The sequence below is a fragment of the Caulobacter henricii genome (genome assembly GCF_001414055.1).
In the GTDB taxonomy this organism is placed as follows: domain Bacteria; phylum Pseudomonadota; class Alphaproteobacteria; order Caulobacterales; family Caulobacteraceae; genus Caulobacter; species Caulobacter henricii.
On sequence record NZ_CP013002.1, the window covers coordinates 3,098,135 to 3,116,182 of the forward strand.

16 protein-coding genes and 2 pseudogenes are annotated in these 18,048 nt (G+C 65.7%); 11 read left to right on the top strand and 7 right to left on the bottom strand.

The annotated features are described in order from the left end of the window. Positions 1-2 precede the first annotated feature (2 nt). Positions 3-1,475 carry an aldehyde dehydrogenase gene (locus tag AQ619_RS14545; RefSeq protein ID WP_166504359.1) on the bottom strand — a complete coding sequence of 491 codons (1,473 nt, stop codon included), beginning with the start codon at positions 1,473-1,475 and terminating at the stop codon, positions 3-5. Positions 1,476-1,557: 82 nt separating this feature from the next. After that, on the bottom strand, positions 1,558-2,238 hold the full coding sequence (locus AQ619_RS14550) for a GntR family transcriptional regulator (protein ID WP_062149154.1): 681 nt from the start codon (positions 2,236-2,238) through the stop codon (positions 1,558-1,560). 101 nt (positions 2,239-2,339) lie between these two features. On the opposite strand from AQ619_RS14550, the gene aptA reads away from it, so the two are divergent. From aptA to AQ619_RS14580, 8 genes and pseudogenes are all read left to right on the top strand, one after another. Then, positions 2,340-3,668 (top strand): omega-aminotransferase AptA, encoded by a 1,329-nt coding sequence (aptA, locus tag AQ619_RS14555; RefSeq protein WP_166504360.1) that lies wholly within the window; start codon positions 2,340-2,342, stop codon positions 3,666-3,668. 93 nt (positions 3,669-3,761) lie between these two features. Continuing rightward, complete coding sequence (locus AQ619_RS14560) at positions 3,762-4,127, top strand: c-type cytochrome (RefSeq protein WP_062151719.1); 366 nt, start codon at positions 3,762-3,764, stop codon at positions 4,125-4,127. Between the two features lie 270 nt (positions 4,128-4,397). Continuing rightward, a pseudogene (locus AQ619_RS19575) lies at positions 4,398-4,574 on the top strand (hypothetical protein). Between the two features lie 456 nt (positions 4,575-5,030). Beyond that, positions 5,031-6,398 (top strand): pectate lyase, encoded by a 1,368-nt coding sequence (locus AQ619_RS14565; protein WP_084746288.1) that lies wholly within the window; start codon positions 5,031-5,033, stop codon positions 6,396-6,398. A gap of 41 nt (positions 6,399-6,439) precedes the next feature. Continuing rightward, positions 6,440-6,514, top strand: a pseudogene (locus AQ619_RS19410) (hypothetical protein); the annotation flags it as partial. Positions 6,515-6,575: 61 nt separating this feature from the next. Further along, a complete protein-coding gene (gene aroC, locus AQ619_RS14570) occupies positions 6,576-7,697 on the top strand; it encodes a chorismate synthase (protein ID WP_062149160.1) in 1,122 nt (373 codons plus the stop codon). Positions 7,698-7,863: 166 nt separating this feature from the next. Next, a complete protein-coding gene (locus AQ619_RS14575; RefSeq protein ID WP_062149163.1) occupies positions 7,864-8,367 on the top strand; it encodes a response regulator in 504 nt (167 codons plus the stop codon). Between the two features lie 119 nt (positions 8,368-8,486). Continuing rightward, positions 8,487-8,735 carry a hypothetical protein gene (locus tag AQ619_RS14580; RefSeq protein ID WP_062149166.1) on the top strand — a complete coding sequence of 83 codons (249 nt, stop codon included), beginning with the start codon at positions 8,487-8,489 and terminating at the stop codon, positions 8,733-8,735. Between the two features lie 3 nt (positions 8,736-8,738). On the opposite strand, the gene AQ619_RS14585 is transcribed toward AQ619_RS14580, so the two are convergent. From AQ619_RS14585 to queC, 3 genes are all read right to left on the bottom strand, one after another. Then, positions 8,739-9,104, bottom strand: coding sequence for a 6-carboxytetrahydropterin synthase (locus AQ619_RS14585; RefSeq protein ID WP_062149169.1), 366 nt, complete (start codon positions 9,102-9,104; stop codon positions 8,739-8,741). A 72-nt stretch (positions 9,105-9,176) separates the two neighbouring features. Further along, positions 9,177-9,809 carry a 7-carboxy-7-deazaguanine synthase gene (gene queE / locus AQ619_RS14590; RefSeq protein ID WP_062149172.1) on the bottom strand — a complete coding sequence of 211 codons (633 nt, stop codon included), beginning with the start codon at positions 9,807-9,809 and terminating at the stop codon, positions 9,177-9,179. Then, positions 9,806-10,522 carry a 7-cyano-7-deazaguanine synthase QueC gene (gene queC, locus AQ619_RS14595; RefSeq protein WP_062149175.1) on the bottom strand — a complete coding sequence of 239 codons (717 nt, stop codon included), beginning with the start codon at positions 10,520-10,522 and terminating at the stop codon, positions 9,806-9,808. Before queC ends, queE begins: the two co-directional genes overlap by 4 nt. A 523-nt stretch (positions 10,523-11,045) precedes the next feature. Between queC and AQ619_RS14600 the strand changes: the two genes are divergently transcribed. From AQ619_RS14600 to AQ619_RS14610, 3 genes are all read left to right on the top strand, one after another. Beyond that, on the top strand, positions 11,046-13,868 hold the full coding sequence (locus AQ619_RS14600; RefSeq protein ID WP_062149178.1) for a TonB-dependent receptor: 2,823 nt from the start codon (positions 11,046-11,048) through the stop codon (positions 13,866-13,868). Between the two features lie 204 nt (positions 13,869-14,072). Continuing rightward, complete coding sequence (locus AQ619_RS14605; protein ID WP_062149182.1) at positions 14,073-15,596, top strand: response regulator; 1,524 nt, start codon at positions 14,073-14,075, stop codon at positions 15,594-15,596. Between the two features lie 200 nt (positions 15,597-15,796). Next, entirely contained in the window at positions 15,797-16,231 is a 435-nt protein-coding gene (locus AQ619_RS14610; RefSeq protein WP_062149185.1) for a helix-turn-helix domain-containing protein, read from the top strand. 60 nt (positions 16,232-16,291) lie between these two features. Here AQ619_RS14610 and AQ619_RS14615 read toward each other — a convergent pair whose 3' ends face one another. Both AQ619_RS14615 and AQ619_RS14620 read right to left on the bottom strand, forming a co-directional pair. After that, positions 16,292-16,714: a PilZ domain-containing protein gene (locus AQ619_RS14615; protein WP_417903572.1), complete on the bottom strand. Its 423-nt coding sequence runs from the start codon at positions 16,712-16,714 to the stop codon at positions 16,292-16,294. Between the two features lie 66 nt (positions 16,715-16,780). Then, a complete protein-coding gene (locus AQ619_RS14620; RefSeq protein WP_062149190.1) occupies positions 16,781-18,025 on the bottom strand; it encodes a methionine gamma-lyase in 1,245 nt (414 codons plus the stop codon). Positions 18,026-18,048: the final 23 nt, after the last annotated feature.

The following is an 18,048-nucleotide window of genomic DNA, read 5'->3' on the forward strand; positions in this document are numbered from 1 at the left end:
GGTCACCTCAGCGTCACGGACACCGACTTCAGGTCGGCATACTTGTGCAACGCATGGAGGCTGCGGTCGCGGCCAAATCCCGACTGCTTGAAGCCGCCGAACGGCATGGTGATGTCGCAGGCATCCCAGCCATTGACCCAGACCAGTCCGGCCCTGAGCTGGCGCGCCCCGCCCAGGGCCCGGCTGATATCCGAGGTCCACAGGCCGGCGGCCAGGCCGTAGACCGTGTCATTGGCCAGGCGGAAGGCTTCCGCCTCACTGCTGAAACTCATCACCCCGAGGACCGGCCCGAAGACCTCCTCGCGGGCCAGGGTGCTTTCCGGTGCGACGCGGTCGAAAATGGTCGGCTCGACAAAGTAGCCGCCGCTGTCCTGGCGTACCTGCCGGCCGCCGAGGACCCGCCGCGCGCCCTGGCTGTCTGCCGTGGCGATATAGTCGAGGGCGGTGTTCATCTGCCGCTCGCTGACCATGGCCCCGAACACCGTGGCCGGATCCAGCGGGTCGCCGGGCACCATGTCCCGGGCCACGGCCACGACCCGGTCCAGAAAGGCGTCCTTGATGCTGGCCTCGACCAGCAGCCGCGAGGCGGCGGTACAGACCTCGCCCTGGTTATAGAACACGCCCCAGGCGGCGGCCTGGGCGGCGGCATCGAGGTCCGGGCAATCGGCGAAGACGATCTGGGGCGACTTGCCGCCCAGTTCCAGCGACACCCGCTTGAGGTTGGAGCGCGCCGAATATTCCATCAGCCGCCGCCCCACCGGGCCCGAGCCGGTAAAGGCGATCATGTCGACATCCATCGACAGGGCCAGGGCCTCGCCGGCCACGGAGCCCAGACCGGGGACCACATTGAGAACCCCTGCCGGGAGCCCAGCTTCCAGGGCCAGTTCACCGAGCTTCAGGGCGGTCAGGGGCGACTGCTCGGCCGGCTTCAGCACCACCGAATTGCCCATGGCCAGGGCCGGGGCGACCTTCCACATCGCCATGTGCAGCGGGAAGTTCCACGGCACGATCGCCCCGATCACGCCCAGCGGCTCATGCACGGCATAGCTAAGCCGATCGACCGGAGATGTCCCGACCTCGCCATAGAACTTGTCCAGCGCCTCGGCGTACCAGCGGCAGGTATTGATCGCCAAAGGGATGTCGACGGCCCGGGCGTCGCGGATCGGCTTGCCGACGTCGAGGCTCTCGAGCAGGGCCAGTTCCTCGGCATCGCGTTCCATCAGGTCGGCGAGGCGGAACAGGATCGCCTTCTTGGCGCGCGGTCCCAGGTCCCGCCAGCGGCCGTCCTCAAAGGCCGCCCGGGCCGAGGCGACGGCCCGCTCGACATCGACGGCCTGGCAGGCGGTCACCAGGTTCAGCACCCGGCCATCGCGCGGCGAGACATTGTGGAAGGTGGCCCCGGACTCCGCCTCGACGCGCTCGCCTTCGATCACCGCCAGGCCAGGCAGGGTCAGGCGGGCAACCGCTTCGGTCATGGCAGCAGGCAGGGTCACGGGCGGGGCTTCCTAAAACTGTGATCACAGTTCTTGGCCCGAACGGAGCTGTCAAGCCAGACCGTCACGACCCGGCCTCCACGGCGGCACGCATCTTGTCCATGCCTTCGGACAGGTCAGCGGCGATGGCCCGGCGGGCACCCTCGGCATCGCGGGCCTTCAGGGCGGCAATGGCCTCGGCATGACGGTCCGTGGGCAGACTGCCCGTACCCACCCGGCCGAACACCACCCGCATGAAGGGCCCGACCTGCAGCCACAGGCCGCCGGCCATCGACAGCAGCACCTCGGCCCCGGACCGCTGGTAGATGGCAAAGTGAAAGGCATGGTTGGCGGTCATGTAGCCGTCGACATCCCCGGCAGCGAGTGCCGCATCCAGGCGCGCGTCAATGGCCTGGAGGCTCTTGATCAGGGCCGCATCGGCCAGGGGCGCGGCGCGGGCGGCCAGTTCGGGCTCGATCCACAGCCGGGCCTGGGACAGCTGTTCAAGCCGGTCGGCGGTCAGGGACGGCACCGACAGGCGCTTGTTGGCCGGATTGATCGCCAGGGCCCGCTCGGCCGCCAGCCGCCGCACGGCATCGCGGACCGGCATGGGACTGACCCCCAGTTCGGCGGCGAGGCTGCGCAGACTGACACCCACCCCGGGGGCAATGCGGCCGGTGATCAGGGCCTGACGGATGGCGTCATAGACCTGGTCATGCACGGCCGTGGAATCGGCCAGGGGACGGCGGGACTTCGCTTCGGCCAAAGGCTTCTCCCCAGCTCACCCCCCAAAAGCGGGGCCGAGCGGCTATTGAGGGCTTGCAAGGACACACCAGATTGCGATCACATTGCAAGGCCTCATCAAGGATCACCGCCATGGCCGATTTCGGTGCCAACAACCTCGATGCCTTCTGGATGCCGTTCACGCCCAACCGGCGGTTCAAGGCCCATCCGCGCATGCTCGCCTCGGCCAAGGACATGCACTACCGCACGCCGGAAGGCCGCGAGATCCTCGACGCCACCTCGGGCCTCTGGTGCGTCAATGCCGGCCACGACCAGCCCCGGATCCGCGAAGCGATCCAGAAGCAGGCGGCCGAGATGGACTATGCCCCCTGCTTCAACATGGGCCATCCCCTGGCCTTCGCCTTTGCCAGCCAGCTGGCCCAGGTGACGCCGGAGGGCCTGGACCGGATCTTCTTCACCAATAGTGGCTCGGAGTCGGTCGACACCGCCCTGAAGATCGCCCTGGCCTATCACCGGGCCCGCGGCAAGGGGACCAAGACCCGGCTGATCGGCCGCGAGCGCGGCTATCACGGCGTCGGCTTCGGCGGCATTTCCGTGGGCGGCATCCCCAAGAACCGGATGTATTTCGGCTCCCTGCTGACCGGCGTCGACCACCTGCCCCACACCCACGGCGTGGCCGGCAACCTGTTCTCGAAGGGTGAGCCCGAGCACGGTGCCCACCTGGCCGACGAGCTGGAACGGATCGTCGCCCTGCACGACGCCTCCAACATCGCCGCTGTCATCGTCGAGCCGGTGGCCGGTTCGACCGGCGTGCTGATCCCGCCCAAGGGCTATCTGCAGCGCCTGAGGGCGATCTGCGACAAGCACGACATCCTGCTGATCTTCGACGAGGTGATCACCGGCTTCGGCCGGCTGGGCACGCCGTTCGCCGCCGACCGCTTCGGCGTCACCCCCGACCTGATCTGTATGGCCAAGGGCCTGACCAATGCCGCCGTGCCCTGCGGCGCGGTCGCCGCCTCGGGCAAGATCTATGACGCCATGATGGAGGGGGCCGACGCCCCGATCGAGCTCTTCCACGGCTATACCTATTCGGCCCACCCCCTGGCCTGCGCAGCCGGGATCGCGACGCTGGAAACCTACAAGGAAGACGATCTCTTCGCCCGCGCCGCCGGCATGGAGTCCTACTGGCAGGAGGCCATCCACAGCCTGCGCGATGCCCGCCACGTCATCGACATCCGCAATCTCGGCCTGATCGGCGGCATCGAACTCGAGGCCCGCCCCGGCGCCCCGACGGCCCGGGCCCTGGAGGTGTTCGAGACAGCCTTCGACGCCGGCCTGCTAATCCGGGTGACCGCCGACATCATCGCCCTGTCGCCGCCGCTGATCATCGAGAAAAGCCATGTCGACCAGGTCGTCGAGACCCTGCGCGGGGTGCTGGCCCGGGTCGACTAGGAGCCATCGCCCGGCCCAATTGATCGGGATCAATTCCGGCCCAGGCGGAGAGCGCAGACTGGTCTCACCCCTGTGGGCCAGAGCGCCATCACCATGACACCGCCCCTCCCCGTCGCTGTCCGCCATCTTGGCCTGGTCATCGCAGCCTGCGCCGGCCTCGCCGCCTGCGCCAGCACGCCGGGCGAGCCGTCCGCCTCCGACCTCGTCGCCCGCGGCCGCAGCCTCGCCCTGTCCGAATGCGCCCAATGCCATGCGGTGGGTCCCAGCGGCGGCAACGCGCGCTCTGGCGCGCCCGCCTTCGCCAAGGTGGCCGAAACCTATCGCAATACCCGGCTCGACTGGGAGCTGGAGGCCATCACCCAGGTCGGCCACTACCGCATGCCCCGCAAGCAGCTGACCTCCACTGAGATCACCGAGGTCACGGCCTATATCCGCTCGCTGGACCGCTCGCGGCGCTAGGGGGCGGTGGGGGCGGTGTAACCCCGGCCGACGCCGCTGGCCCCCTCCTGACCTGCTTTGCAGGTCGTCCTCCCCCCTGCGGGGGGAAGATGAAACGCGCGAACCCATCTTCCCCCTCCGGGGGAAGACGATCGCGAAGCGATCCGTAGGGGGCAAGTACGGGGATGGAGAACAATCAATCCCCGGGGCTTGCAGGGAAAAGCTCAACCCGATCAACACCCTGCAAAAACAACCACCGCGCCCATCCGACGCGCTGAAACCTCCCGTATTCTGTCCCCACCTCGTCGCGAGGAAAGGGCGCAGGGCCAGCGACCATTGCGGCGACGGGGGGTGATCGAGCGGGACTGGGCCTCAGGGGGATACTGAAGCGCGTCCGGGGATCTGGTTGCTGGCCAGACCCGCCCGCCGTCGGCGTGGTTGAAGGCAAAAGGGCGTGTCTGGCTGTAAGCCCGTCCTCTTCGACCGCTGGAGCGCGCTGGAAACGGCGCGGTCCGGGTCCCGGTAAGGCCTCAACAGGGCCACCTGGCGGGAGGCTGGCGGATAACGGTCGCGCGGAGCGCTCGGCTTCGTCGAAACGGTATTTTCTATCTCTCATCCGGACGTCGTCCGGACGCTCCGCGACCCTTTCCACGAACCTCAGCGAGGAATCGCGTGGGGTTGAAAGCCTGTGTCCGCCAGACTTGCCCCCTACGGGCTGCTGCGCAGCCGTCTTCCCCCGTAGGGGGAAGATGAAACGCGCACTTCATCTTCCCCCTACGGGGGAAGATGACCGCGAAGCGGTCAGGAGGGGGCCAGTAGCTCCGACGGAAAAATGACACCGGTGGACAAGGGTCTCTCTCACCGGCATTTTCCCGCCTCGACACCTGCACTCAAGACGCCAATGCTCCGGGGATGAAACACGCCATGCGCCGCCCGCTTCAGAACGCCGCCAGCCTCGCCGCCCTGGCTCTTGCCGTCTCAGCCTGCGCCACCGGCCCCTCGGTCGCCGCGCCGAAAGAGGTCGTCGCCTTCCCCGGGGCCGAGGGTGCGGGGCGGCTGTCGGTCGGTGGACGCGGCGGGGCGGTGCTGCGTGTAACCAACCTCGAGGACGCCGGTCCCGGCTCGCTGCGCGCGGCGGTCGAGGCCAAGGGCCCGCGGACCGTGGTGTTCGATGTGGCCGGCACGATCCTGCTGAAGACGCCGCTGAAGATCTCCAACGGCCAGATCACCATCGCCGGCCAGACCGCACCGGGCGGCGGCATCACCGTGCGCGACCAGACCCTGGTGGTGGCCGCCGATGATGTGGTGATCCGCTTCATCCGCTCGCGCCTCGGGGCCGAGAGCAAGACCGAGGGCGACGCCATCTGGATCGCCAAGGGGCGGCGGATCATCCTGGACCATGTCTCGGCCAGCTGGTCGGTGGACGAGACCCTGTCGGCCTCGGCCCGGTTCGACAATCCCGACCAGGGCTTTCATGACCTGACCGTGCAGTGGTCGATCATCGCCGAGAGCCTGGCCCACTCGCTGCATGCCAAGGGCGACCACGGCTATGGCAGCCTGATCCGCGGGGGCCAGGGCTCGAAGATCAGCTTCCACCACAATCTCTGGGCCAACCACGTGGCCCGTATGCCGCGGCCGGGAAACTATGACGGCCCCGACAAGGACCCGATCGGCGCCTTCATCGAGTTCCGCTCCAACGTCTTCTACAACTGGGGCAAGGGCTATGCCGGCTATGACGCCGACAAGGCGGCCCTGGTCGCCTACAACTTCATCGACAATGCCTATGTCGCCGGGCCCAATTCCGAGAAGCTGGTCGCCTTCCAGGAGGGCAACAGCCTGGCCAGGGCCTATTTCGCCGGCAACAGCATGAACGGCGAGATTCCCGCCGATCCGTGGAGCCTGGTCACCGGTCTGCAGGTCGAGAACTATCGCCAGACGGCTCCGATCGCTGTCGCGCCAGTGACGGCCGACCCGGCCCCCAGTGCCTATCAACGCGTCCTGGCTGATGCCGGGGCCTCGGTGTCGCGGGACGCCGTGGATGCACGGGTGGTCGAGGGCGTGAAGGCCCGGACCGGCAAGGTCATCAACAACGAACAGGAAGTCGGCGGCTGGCCGGCCCTCGCGCCCGGCCAGGCGGCAGTCGATACCGACGGCGACGGCATGCCCGATGCCTGGGAGACCGCGCACGGCTTCAACCCGAAGCTGGCCGATGGGGCGGCTCTGGCCAAGGACGGGTCGGGCTGGACGAACCTGGAGCTCTACCTGGCCGATGCGGCCAAGGTTCGGGGGTGAGCGGCCAGCGCCGCAGGCCCCCACCGGGTCGCTTCACGACCGTCCGCCCCCGGCGGGGGCGGATGAACCGACCTCATCTTCCCCCTCCAGGGGAGGAGCGCGAAGCGCGGAGAGGGCAAGTGCGCAAACCCCTGCCCGCCTTTGCCGCAGCCGGCTGTTTCCGCTAGAAGCCCCGGCATGTCGCACAATACCTTTGGTCACCTGTTCCGCGTCACCACCTGGGGCGAAAGCCACGGGCCGGCGCTCGGCTGCGTCGTCGACGGCTGCCCTCCCGGGATCGCCCTGACGGCGGAGATGATCCAGGGCTTCCTCGACAAGCGTCGCCCCGGCCAGGGCAAGTTCGTCACCCAGCGCCAGGAGCCGGATGCGGTGCGCATCCTGTCGGGCGTGTTCGAAGACGGCCGCTCGGACGGCCAGCGCACGACCGGCACGCCGATCTCGCTGATGATCGAAAATACCGACCAGCGCTCCAAGGACTATGGCGAGATCGCCCAGGCCTTCCGGCCCGGTCATGCCGACTATCCCTATTTCGCCAAGTACGGCGTGCGTGACTATCGCGGCGGCGGCCGCAGCTCGGCCCGCGAGACGGCGGCGCGCGTGGCGGCCGGGGCCATTGCCCGGCTGGTGATCCCCGGCGTGACGGTGCGCGCGGCGCTCGTCCAGATCGGCCCCTACGCGATCGACCGGACCAACTGGGACTGGGACCAGGTCGAGCAGAACCCCTACTGGTCGCCCGATGCGGCGATCATCCCGGTCTGGGAAGAGCATCTGGAAAAGATCCGCAAGGCCGGCTCCTCGACCGGGGCCGTTGTCGAGGTCGAGGCGACGGGTGTTCCGGCCGGCTGGGGCGCGCCGCTCTATGGCAAGCTGGACGCCGAACTGGCCGCAGCCCTGATGTCGATCAATGCCGCCAAGGGCGTCGAGATCGGCGAGGGCTTCGCCAGCGCCGCCCTGACCGGCGAGGACAATGCCGACCAGATGCGCATGGGCAATGACGGGCCAGTCTTCCTGAGCAATCACGCCGGCGGGGTGCTGGGTGGCCTCTCGACCGGTCAGCCGGTGGTGGCCCGGGTGGCCTTCAAGCCGACCTCCTCGATCCTGATCCCGCGCGAGACGATCAATGAGGCCGGCGAGAATGTCGACCTGCGCACCAAGGGACGCCACGACCCCTGTGTCGGCATTCGCGGCGTGCCGGTGGTCGAGGCCATGACCGCCTGCGTCCTGGCCGATGCCTTCCTGCGCCACCGGGCCCAGACCGGCGGCGGCGCCTACCGGCCCGGGCAAAGCGAGCGCCTCTGAAACCTCCGGTCAGCGACCTTTGGTATTTTGAGTACGCTTGCTGAAAACATTAGGTTTTCTGGCTTGACCTGCCCAGTTGCCAGGCAGTAGGTCTGCCATTACTGCGAATAAAACCCAAAAAATCTCGCAAAAGTTGCGCCGTAGCGCGTCAAGGTCCAGGAAACGCGTGCGCTTCGACACCCTGAAAATTCTTCTGGTCGATGACAATCGGCACATGCGGCTGCTGCTGACCGAAATGCTGCGCGCGATCGGCGTCCGGCAGATCTTCGAGGCCATGGACGGCGTCGAGGCCCTCAACCTGATGCGCGGCGTGCCGATCGACATCGTCATCACCGACCTGAAGATGGGCCAGCTGGGCGGCATCGACTTCGTCAACCTGCTGCGACGCTCGCCTGACAGCCCCAACCCCTTCGCACCGGTCCTGATGGTCACCGGCCACTCCACCCTGCGGCGCGTCCAGGATGCCCGCGATGCCGGGGTCAACGAGTTCCTGACCAAGCCGGTCACCGGGCGCAGCCTGGTCCATCGCCTGACCCTGCTGATCGAGCAGCCGAGACCCTATATCCGCTGCGGGACCTATTTCGGGCCTGACCGCCGGCGACGCACCAGCGCCGACCACAAGGGCCCCTGGCGGCGCGACGACGATTCCATCGCCATCGATTTCGGCTAGAGCTCTGAGGGGGCCGAAAGCCGTTTCCCGCCTGTCGGGCAACGCTCCGGGACGTTGCTCATCAGGTTTTAAGACCTGTTAGCCATCATCTGGGCGCTGTCCGTCCTGATGAGCGCGCCATGAGCCTGAAACGTCTGACTTCCGTCGTCACCCTCGTCGCCCTGGGCCTGAGCCTGCAGGGCTGCCTGGCCGCCAGCACCGTCGGCATGGTGGCCGGTACCGCCATTGGCGTCACCGGGGCCGTGGTCGGCGGCGCCGCCAAGGTCGGGGGCAAGGCCGTGGTCGCCACCGGCAAGGCCGTCATTCCGGGCGAAAGCGCCAAGGATCGCGAGAAGCGGGAATACGACGCCTGGAAGCGCTCGCAATAGAACTCAGAGGCTGAGCGCGCAGCGCTCGCCGATGGTCGGGCGCGAGATCTCCACCCGGGACAGACCCGGAAAGGCCGGGGTCAGCCGCTCGGCGAAATAGAGACAGAGGCGCTCCAGGGTCGGGCTTTCCAGACCGGGGCGATCATTCAGCAGGCCATGGTCGAGCTCTGCGGCCACGGACTTCAGCGCCGTGTCCAGGCCCTCCAGGTCGGCGACCCAGCCGGCGTCCTGCATCTGCCCCTTCACGCTGGCCTCCACCTTGAACGAGTGGCCGTGCAGCTTGCGGTAGCGATGGTCGGCAGGACCTTGCTCAATGTAATGGGCCGCGTCGAAGGTCGCGGCCTTCGTGATCTCGAAGACGGGCATCATCTATGCTTCTTTTGACAAGGCCTGGGAGGCTCTAGCGCGTCGACCCTGTCACCAAGTCGAGCGCCTTATCCGTCAGGGCAGGCCGAGATATTTGTGTGTTTGGACGCTTAAACGCCATTGAGGGTGGGAAAGGCAATAGGCGACGGCCAATTGCGTGTTTCGGTCGCGGTCGGGGCCGTCCATCGGCTGCAGGTAAAAGCGCTCGAAATCGAGACTTTCGAACCGCTCCGGCATGGCCTTGTCCTGCGGATAGACCAGCTTCAGCTCCTGGCCCCGGGTCTGGATGACCGGGGCGTCAGCCTTCGGGCTGATACAGACCCAGTCTATGCCCTCAGGGGCCGAGACGGTGCCATTGCTCTCAACGGCGATCATGAAACCCCGGGCGTGGAGGGCGGCGATCGCGGGCGGATCCAGCTGCAGCAGGGGTTCGCCACCGGTACAGACCACCAGGCGATCCTTGGCCCCGCCCGTCCAGGCGGCCTCGACCGCGTCCGCCAGAAGTTCAGGCGTCGCGAACTTGCCGCCCCCCTCGCCGTCTGTGCCGACGAAGTCGGTGTCACAGAAGGTGCAGACCGCCTTGGCGCGGTCCTGCTCGCGACCCGTCCACAGATTGCAGCCGGCGAAGCGGCAGAACACGGCCGCCTTGCCGGCCTGGCCGCCTTCGCCCTGCAGGGTCAGGAAGATCTCCTTGACGGAATAGGTCACAGTTCGAGCTCCGCACGTCCGGCGGCGTCCCAAGCCTCGTAGCCCTTCTGGCGCAGGTCGCAGGCCGGACAGTCACCGCAGCCATGGCCCCAGGCCTGCAATTCGCCGCGCTCGCCCTGGTAGCAGGTGTGGCTCTCGACCACGATCAGGTCGACCAGATCCTCGCCTCCCAGGGCCTTGGCCAGGGCCCAGGTCTCGGCCTTGGTCAGGGCCATCAAGGGCGTTTCGATCCGGAACTCGCGGTCCATGCCGAGATTGAGCGCATTCTGCATGGCATCGAGGGTGTCGCGCCGGCAATCGGGATAGCCAGAGAAGTCCGTCTCGCACATTCCACCGACCAGGGCGGCGATACCACGGCGGTCGGCCAGGGCCGCAGCATAGGTCAGGAACACCAGGTTACGCCCGGGAACGAAGGTCGACGGCAGGCCCCGATCAGTCATTTCGATGGCCCGATCTGCGGTCAAGGCGCTCTGCGCCACCGCACCGAAGCCGCGGAGGTCCAGCACATGGTCCTCGCCGAGCCGTTCGCCCCAGTGCGGGAAGCGCGCCGCGATCTGGTGACGGACAGCTTGCCGCGCCTCCATCTCGATCAGGTGACGCTGGCCATAGTCGAAACCGACCGTCTCGACACGGGCATAACGTTCCAGTGCCCAAGCCAGGCAGACGCTGCTGTCCTGGCCGCCAGAGAACAGCACCAGGGCGGCATCAGTCATGACGTGAGCTCCAGGCCGGCTGGCCGCCGGTTGAACAGGGGGTGAGGAACAGAACCATGGCTACCTCTACACGACGCCGAGACCACTCGAAACGGCTGAGCCGTGGCTGCGGACCTTGATCCACCACCTGGTGCCCAACGTCACGGCTGCTGCAAGTCTATGCCGCCAATACCCAAGCCCGTAATCGCGCAACGGGCGATAAGGTGGTCCGGTGCAGGATCCCGGCCTTGGGGGTCTCAGGCAGAACTTCCGTTAGGTAAGCAACAAACCGTCCTTTCTAATTCCGGTGGAAACTTGCCCCAAACAGGAGAACGCAACGAAGGGGAAAGTGAAAAGGCGTAACCTATCGCCGATCACTTATATGGACACCAGTTGACAGCCAAAGAACGCAAGTATGCAATCCTTGTATGCTGCGAGGGGTCAGCCGTACGCCCGCGTAGCGCGAATTGTACGGCACCGAGGAAACAAGCGACGCACGCAGGGTCCGCCATAAGGAACCGCGGCGTTCAGGGAGGGAATTCGAATGTCGCAATCTTCGCGTTTGCGGAGCCTGTTGGCCATGGGTGCTTCGGCGGCCGTGCTTGCAGCCGTCGCCACACCCGTTCTGGCCCAGACCAGCACCCAGCAGAGCACGGTGATCGAGGAACTGGTCGTCACCGCCCAGAAGAAGGAAGAAGCCCTTCAGGACGTGCCGATCGCGGTTTCCGCGTTCAGCCAGGACACGCTTGAAGCCCAGAAGATCGACGGCGGTCCGAACCTCCAGCTGGCCATTCCGAACGTCAGCTTCGCCAAGAGCAATTTCACCAACAGCTTCAACTTCCAGATTCGCGGCATCGGGGCTCGGGCCGTCGGCTCGTCAGCGGATGCGGGCGTCGGCGTCCACCTGAACAACGCCCCCCAGCAGTCGGGCAACCTGTTCGAAGCCGAATTCTACGACATGGAACGCGTCGAAGTGCTGCGCGGACCGCAAGGCACCCTTTATGGCCGTAACGCCACCGGCGGCGTGGTCAACCTGATCACCGCCAAGCCGACCGACAGCTTTGAGGGCATGGTCCGCGCGGAAGTCGGCAACTACGGGACCCAGAAGGTCCGCGGCATGGTCAATCTGCCGATCTTCGGCGACGTACTCGCCGTCCGGGCCGCAGGGGCCTATCTGAAGCGCGACGGCTACATGACCAACACGTTCACCGGCAACAAGGTGGACGACCGGGACCTGTACTCGACCCGCATCTCGGTGATGTTCAATCCGTCCGAGAAGCTGCGCACCAACTTCCTCTGGGAACGCTTCCACGAGGATGATGCCCGTTCGCGGACCGGCAAGCAGCTCTGCACCAAGGACAATGGTCCGGCCACCGTCGGTGGCGTGGCCACTGGCGCAGCCCGCATCTTCCTGACCCAGGGCTGCCTGCCCGGAACACTGTACAGCAACAACGCCTATGGCACGGTCAACTCGTCCGGCACCCTGACGGGCGAACTCGGCAACATCTTCGGTTTCACCAGCGGCGACGTGAACGCTGGCGACACCACTGACAAGGATCTGAACAAGTTCGAGTCGTCGTTCGACCCGATCTATCGCTCCAAGTCAGACGTCTATCAGTTCACCCTGAACTATGACCTGACCGACAATCTGACGGTCACGGCCATGACGTCTTACAGCGAGAACTCGGTCTATTCGAAGCAGGACTATAACCGCAACGTCTCGACCGTCCCGTTCAACAATACCCCGTTCACGCCCGGTGGCTTTGCCAATGACCCGCAGACCGGTCGCAGCAACAAGTTCACCACGCTCGATATCTCGGCCAATGACGCCAATCAGTTCAGCCAGGAAATCCGCCTTTCGTCGAACTTCGATGGGCCGCTGAACTTCAACATCGGCGGCATCCACTTCGACTATGAGACGGTCACCGACTACTATGTGATCGGCAACTCGCTGACCCTGTCGGCCCTGGCCCTGAACGCGACCAACCCTCTGAACGGCGGCAATCCGAACTGTAACCCGGTCACCCTGCCGAACAGCTGTATCGGCATCGATACCAAGGCCACGCCGGACGGTTCGGGCCACAACTACTATGACAACCGCACCCCCTATCGCCTGAAATCAGACGCCCTGTTTGGCGAACTGTACTGGCAGGCCAATGACGACCTGAAGTTCACCCTGGGCCTGCGCCAGACCCGTGACCGCAAGGAAGTCGACAACTACAAGACCGTGCTGCTCGCGCCGGGTACCGGCCTGGTCCTCGATCCTGCGACCCCGACCGCCAAGGTTAGCTTCAGCGAACTCACCGGCCGCTTCGGCTTCGACTACAAGCCTGATCTGGAACTGACGGACGACACCCTCGTCTATGCCTTCTATTCCAAGGGCTACAAGGGCGGTGGCATCAACCCGGGCGTTCCGGCCAATGCCGTTGGTATCCCGCAGACCTTCGAGCCGGAGTTCGTCAACGCCATCGAGCTGGGCACCAAGAACACCCTGATGGGTGGCAGCCTGCTCGTGAACGCAACGGGCTTCTACTATGACTACCAGGGCTACCAGATCTCGAAGATCGTGAACCGCACCTCGGTCAACGAGAACGTCAACGCCAAGGTCTATGGCCTTGAGTTCGAGTCGATCTGGTCGCCGATCTACAACCTGCGCCTCAACGCCAATGTCGGTTATCTGCACACCGAGATCGGCAAGGGCGTGAAGTCGATCGACACCATGAACCGGACGCAGAGCAACCCGGCCTATACGGTGGTCAAGGTCGGGCCCAGCCTGCCGAACGCCAGCGTCGGTGCCAACTGCGTGCTCAGCTCGGCCGGCGTGGCCACCCTGCTGGCCATTGGCCAGGGTGCCACCCTGCCCTTCGCTTGCGGCGGTCCTGCCGTGTTCGCCGGCTTCCTGCAGAGCCGCGGCGTTCCGGCACCGACGGCCAACTTCCTGGCCAACGGCACCGGGCTCTATAACTACGGTGCCGGTTACTCGATCGAAGGCACCACGGCGGATCTGTCCGGTAACGAGCTGCCCAGCTCGCCGCACTGGACGACCTCGGTCGGTGCCCAGTATCGCTGGGATATGGCAGACGGCTGGTCGGCCACCCTGCGGGGCGACTACTACCGCCAGACGGGTCAATATGCCCGGGTGTACAACACCGCCTATGATCGCATCAAACCCTGGGACAACGCCAACCTGACCCTCAAGATCGAGAAGTCGGAATGGGGCCTGGAAGTCGACGCCTATGTGAAGAACCTGATGAACGACATCCCGATCATCGATGCCTATACCAGCGATGACTCCTCGGGCCTGTTCACGAATATCATCACCCAGGAGCCGCGCCTATACGGCGTGAGCGTCACCAAGAAGTGGTAACCAAGAGTTCCTGACGGAACACTTCAGACTTCAAAGGGCGGCGGACAATTCCGCCGCCCTTTTTTCATGGTCGGGACAGCCAGGGCCGCGACCAGCACAAAAGCCGGCACCAGGCTGAATTTGCAAGAATCTGCCGCGACTTAACGACTCCGCAAGGGCGCTGACGGCAAGGTGATCTTTCACAGACGCCAGCGAAGCGGCCGCATGGAAACGCTATCTCGTCTTATCGATCGCCGTCCACCGGTCGCCCCGACTGCCTCCTGCGAGGCGGTGTGGGCGCTGCTCGAGGCTGATCAAACGGCCTTCTCCCTTGCGGTGGTGGACGGTGGCAAGCCGGTAGGCGTGATCTACCGCGATGTGTTCATGGGCATGATGGCCGTCGCCCGCGCGGCTCTGGCCCAACAGCCAATTGCCGAGATCATGGACACCTCACCCCGCCAGGTTCCGGCGGATACTGAGCTTGGCGCTTTTGTCGACCGACTGGCTGACAATCCTTCACCGGTGTTCCGCACGGCCTTCGTGGCCGTGGACGAGGCCGGCGACTATGTCGGCGTGGGAGGACTTGGACCCTTGCTGGCGTCCTATCGGCGCCGGCAGCGCGAGGCCCGGGAGGCCATGGCGCTGGTCGAGCGGATGGCGACCGACATCAATCATCACCTGGACGGCGTCCTGGCCATCACTGAGCGACTGGAGCAACAGCGCCTGACGCCGGACGCCAGCGCCTTTGTGCGCGCCATCGGCGATACCAGCCGCGACATGGGGGCCATGCTGGGCCGGGCGATCGACCTGCACCGTTCGACCCTGGGTCAATTGCCTTTGGCATCGCGGCCGGTGCGCCTCTGCGACCTGGCCGACGCTGTTGAGGCCCGTTGGTCAGTGCGCGCCGCCGAGGGCGGCTCAACCCTCCTGTTTTCCTATGATGGCGAGCCGGACTGCGGGGTCGAGGTCGACGCCGAGCGCCTTTTGCAGGTCTTTGACGCCCTGATCGAAAGTGCCCTCGCCAGCGGCCGGGGCGTCATCGAAGCCTGTCTCCAGGCCCGTATCGGACAGGATGGTGTCCATCTTGAAGGGAGCGTCCGCGATAATGCCGTCGGCCAGGCAGAAGATCGGCTGGCACGCATTTTCGACCCCCTGGGTGCCGCTCGCATCGAGGATCGTACCGAGATGGCCCTCGGCGTCGGCATGGCCCTGGCCCACCAGATCATGCGTGGCATGGGCGGCGAGGTGAGGGCTGAAGCCAATCGCGGCGCAGGCCTGACCGTGCGCTTCGGCCTTGACGCTCCCCTGGCAGAAACCAGCGTCGCGCCTCGGGCAGAGCCGAGCCACGACACCCGGGCCGCTCATATCCTGATCGTCGATGACAATGCCACTAACCGCATGGTCGCCGAGGCCTTGTGCGACATGTTTGACTGTACTTCCGAACAGGCGGTCGATGGTCTCGAGGCTGTTGAAATGGCCAGAAGCGGCCGCTTCGACCTGATCTTGATGGACATCAAGATGCCCCGCATGGACGGCGTGACGGCCACGCGCGCCATTCGCGAGATGCAGGGGCATCCCGCCACGACGCCGATCGTCGCCTTGACCGCCAACGCCGATCCTTCCGATGTCCAGACCTATCTGGCAGCCGGTATGCAAGATGTCGTGGAAAAGCCGATTAAGCCCGACCGATTGGCCACCGTGCTCAGCGCACTCCTGAACGACGCAGCGGACGAGGACGTGGCGGCCTGATCCTCACCGATTTGAGCAACACTCCGATCAAGGCCCACGGCTTCAGAACGCACAGATGCCCCTTCGAAGGATCAGCGGCGGCTGGTCTGAACCCATATTGGGGGGCGCAGGACCTCACTCGCCCAACCTGAGGCCACGCCTGACTTTCGCCGCCGTCACGGTCGTGTCATGTTTGGCGAACAACCCTTGGAGGCGAAAGAATGAACGAAGAAACCGAAGGCCGACGACCCAACCCGGTCGATCTGCATGTCGGCGGGCGCGTTCGAATGCGTCGCAAACTGTTAGGGGTCAGCCAGGAACAATTGGCGGAGTCCCTCGGCCTGACCTTCCAGCAAGTGCAGAAGTACGAGCGTGGTGCCAACCGCGTCAGTGCATCCAAACTGTATGAGATCGCCAAGACCCTGCAGGTGCCGGTTTCCTTCTTCTTTGACGGATTGGCTGACCCCATGGGGGGCTCTGAGGCCGACGAGGTCGGGCTGCATGCCGAACGGGTGGTGCAGGAGTTCCTGACGACCCCTGAAGGCATTGAACTGGCAGAAGTCTTCCCCCGCATTGGCCGGGGCAAGGTGCGCCGCCAGGTACTCGATCTGGTTCGAGCCATGGCGGATGACTCCGTGCGGGGCGACGCCGCCTGACCCAAGGCTAGGGAAACGTTGAGCGAGATCCCGACAGTCAGCTGTCAGGATCTCGGTTGCCTAACTGACCGAAAGGCGCGCCTGCGAGGCCATCCAAAGGTTCTTGGCCGTGCGGGCTGAGGCATGGGTCAGACCGCGCAGATCATGGCTCTTGAGGATTTTGAAGCCGACCTCGCGCTCCCTCTGCCAGGCCAGTTGCACGTCATGGGCCAAGCCTGCAGCGAGATCGACCAGTTGAACCTGGGCGGGTGGTGCAACCCCGGCCAGCATCTGCACCCTGATCCCGCTTTCTGAAACGTCGCGGATCACGCAGTCCCAGGCGAAGGTGCCGGACAGCAGCTTGCCGGCCCTTTGGGTCGCCAATCGGGGCGCGCCCCGCCGATCGCCTTCTCCGCCTGACGCGTACTTCGACATGGACCCATAAACGCATGGCGCGGTTAATCGGCCGTGCAGGCGGGCCTTTTTTGTCGTCCCTGCGACCATTCTGACCGGCAAGCCCCTGAAACCTTGAGCCTTTTGCTCGCGCCCGACAGGGAAGCCCCCTGGCGATCATGGTGCCGCGACATTAACCTTTCGCGCTTCCGGCACGGGGCTCAACGCGGCGTGCGGAGACAGGGCCGTGGCCAGATCTGCCAGGATATCAGCCACATCCTCAAGACCGACCGACAGCCGCACCAGCCCCTCGCCAATACCCGCCGCCGCGCGTTCCTCGGCGCTGTAGGTCGAGTGGGTCATGCTGGCCGGATGCTGGATCAGGGTCTCGGCGTCGCCCAGGGAGACAGCCCGGCGGATCAGGGTCAGCCGGTTCATCATCGCCACCCCGGCCTCGTGCCCGCCGGCCAGTTCGAAGGCCATCATGCCGCCGGGCAGGGCCATCTGGCGCTGGGCCAGCGCGTGCTGGTCAAAGCTCTTGAGCCCCGGATAGAAGACCCGCGTCACGGCCGGATGAGACTCCAGCCAGGTCGCGACGCTGGCGGCGCTGGTGCAGTGCTGACGCATGCGCAGGGCCAGGGTCTTCAGCCCCCGCATGACCAGAAAGGCCGTGAACGGCGACATCACCGCCCCGGTCATGTCCTTGACCCCGGTCAACCGTACACGGGCCATGTCTTCCACCCCGCCGACGGCGATGCCGCCGACCAGATCGCCGTGGCCGCCCAGATACTTGGTGGCCGAATGCACCACGATGTCGGCACCCAGTTCGATCGGCCGGGTCAGCAGCGGTGTCGCGTAGGTATTGTCCACCACCAGCTTTGCTCCGCAGGCACGGGCCACCTTTGCCGCACCGGCGATGTCGACCAGCCGCATATTGGGATTGGCCGGGGTCTCGAAATAGATGATCCGGGTCTTGTCTGACACCACCGCCGCCAGGGCGTCCATGTCGGTCATGTCGACCTGGGTGACCGTGATCCCGAACCGCGAGAGGCCGTCACGCATGAAGGCGAAGGTGCAGCCATAGAGCGTCTGGTCGGTGACCACCTCGTCGCCCGCCCGCAGGAAGCTCCACATCACCGCCGTGATCGCCCCCATGCCCGAAGCTGTGGCCACGCCCGCCTCGGCTCCCTCCAGCGAAGCAACGCGGCGTTCCAGCAGGTCGGTCGTCGGGTTGGAGATGCGCGAATAGAAGTGCCCCGGCCGCGTGCCGGCGAACATCTCACCGCCGGCTTCGGCGCTGTCGAAGGCGAAGGTCGAGGTCAGGTGGACGGGCGGGGTCAGTGCACCGTGCTCGTCAGCCGGATCATAGCCCGCGTGGATCGCCCGTGTCGAAAAGCCGGTCTCGATAAGGTCGCGCGCCATGGCTGTGCTCCGTTGCTACAGCA

Coding starts and splice junctions, on each gene's coding strand:
- AQ619_RS14605 (WP_062149182.1), top strand. CDS start 14,073: ATGGAAACGCTATCTCGTCTTATCGATCGCCGTCCACCGGTCGCCCCG.
- AQ619_RS14560 (WP_062151719.1), top strand. CDS start 3,762: ATGACACCGCCCCTCCCCGTCGCTGTCCGCCATCTTGGCCTGGTCATC.
- aroC (WP_062149160.1), top strand. CDS start 6,576: ATGTCGCACAATACCTTTGGTCACCTGTTCCGCGTCACCACCTGGGGC.
- AQ619_RS14600 (WP_062149178.1), top strand. CDS start 11,046: ATGTCGCAATCTTCGCGTTTGCGGAGCCTGTTGGCCATGGGTGCTTCG.
- AQ619_RS14580 (WP_062149166.1), top strand. CDS start 8,487: ATGAGCCTGAAACGTCTGACTTCCGTCGTCACCCTCGTCGCCCTGGGC.
- AQ619_RS14615 (WP_417903572.1), bottom strand. CDS start 16,714: ATGGTCGCAGGGACGACAAAAAAGGCCCGCCTGCACGGCCGATTAACC.
- AQ619_RS14565 (WP_084746288.1), top strand. CDS start 5,031: ATGCGCCGCCCGCTTCAGAACGCCGCCAGCCTCGCCGCCCTGGCTCTT.
- AQ619_RS14610 (WP_062149185.1), top strand. CDS start 15,797: ATGAACGAAGAAACCGAAGGCCGACGACCCAACCCGGTCGATCTGCAT.
- AQ619_RS14620 (WP_062149190.1), bottom strand. CDS start 18,025: ATGGCGCGCGACCTTATCGAGACCGGCTTTTCGACACGGGCGATCCAC.
- AQ619_RS14545 (WP_166504359.1), bottom strand. CDS start 1,475: ATGACCGAAGCGGTTGCCCGCCTGACCCTGCCTGGCCTGGCGGTGATC.
- queC (WP_062149175.1), bottom strand. CDS start 10,522: ATGACTGATGCCGCCCTGGTGCTGTTCTCTGGCGGCCAGGACAGCAGC.
- AQ619_RS14585 (WP_062149169.1), bottom strand. CDS start 9,104: ATGATGCCCGTCTTCGAGATCACGAAGGCCGCGACCTTCGACGCGGCC.